This is a genomic window from Vibrio sp. Vb0304 (genome assembly GCF_033338995.1).
Lineage (GTDB): Bacteria > Pseudomonadota > Gammaproteobacteria > Enterobacterales > Vibrionaceae > Vibrio > Vibrio alginolyticus.
Genome location: NZ_JAWOTT010000248.1, coordinates 1 through 1,169, shown reverse-complemented (window position 1 = coordinate 1,169; position 1,169 = coordinate 1). Strand labels below are relative to the sequence as shown.

The following is a 1,169-nucleotide window of genomic DNA, read 5'->3' as shown; positions in this document are numbered from 1 at the left end:
ACCGTGATTACTGGTGTTGACCCTAGCGCGATTTTGATCCCGCAAAATACCGTGACTCGCGATGCAACAGGCAAAGCTTCGGTGATGACGGTGAGTGCTGATAATACTGTTGCGATTACGCCAGGCATCACGGCGGAAGTTGTAGACAACCAATGGCGAATCATTGATGGATTAAAAGCCGGTGATCAAGTCATTACGGCGGGTTTGCAAAAGGTGCGTCCGGGTAGCCCAGTCACCATCCAAACGGGAGAGCAGGGATAATCATGGCTCGATTTTTTATTGATCGTCCGGTTTTTGCTTGGGTATTGGCGATTCTGACCATGCTTGCAGGGATCATGTCCTTGTTCAACTTGCCAGTGTCGCAATATCCAACCATTTCGCCGACCACGATCACCATCAGTGCGCGCTATCCTGGTGCTTCTGCTAAAACGGTGGAGGACTCTGTCACTCAGGTTATCGAGCAAAACATGACAGGTCTGGATTACCTACGTTACTTGTCTTCGAGCAGTGACGCTTTCGGCAATGCGACCATTACACTGACTTTTGATAGTGAAGCCGATCCTGATATCGCGCAGGTTCAAGTGCAGAACAAACTGCAATTGGCGTTGACTTCGCTTCCTATGGAAGTGCAAAGCCAAGGTATTGTGGTGAACAAATCTAACACCTCATTTTTGATGGTGGTGGCGGTTTATTCTGACGATCCAGATTTTACACAAAACGACATTGCCGACTTTGTTGTAACCAACATTCAAGACCCAATCAGCCGTGTGACGGGTGTGGGTCAAGTACAGGCTTTTGGTTCTCAATATGCGATGCGTGTGTGGCTTGACCCGTTTAAGCTGACTCAGTTCAACCTGACGGCAATTGACGTTGCAAATGCGATCAGTGAGCAGAATGCGCAAGTGTCATCTGGTCAATTGGGTGCAGCACCTGCGCAGAAAGGTCAACTGCTTAACGCGACGATTTCTTCTGCGAGTCGTTTAAGCAGTGTGGCTGAGTTCCAAAACATCATCTTGAAATCAGATGCGAGCGGTGCAAACGTTTATCTAAGAGACGTTGCTCGTATTGAGCGCGGAGCAGAAAGTTACGATATTCAAGGTCAGTACAACGGTTTACCGGCGTCTGGTTTAGGTATTTCACTTGGTACAGGTGCGAACGCGCTGGAAACG

The 1,169-nt window shown here is 48.6% G+C and carries 1 protein-coding gene and 1 pseudogene; both read left to right on the top strand.

The features are described 5' to 3' along the window. Nucleotides 1–261: HlyD family secretion protein (locus R7P35_RS25390; RefSeq protein WP_411978898.1), on the top strand; the 261-nt coding region annotated here is incomplete at its 5' end. A 2-nt stretch (nucleotides 262–263) separates the two neighbouring features. Beyond that, nucleotides 264–1,169, top strand: a pseudogene (vmeB, locus tag R7P35_RS25385) (multidrug efflux RND transporter permease subunit VmeB); the annotation flags it as partial.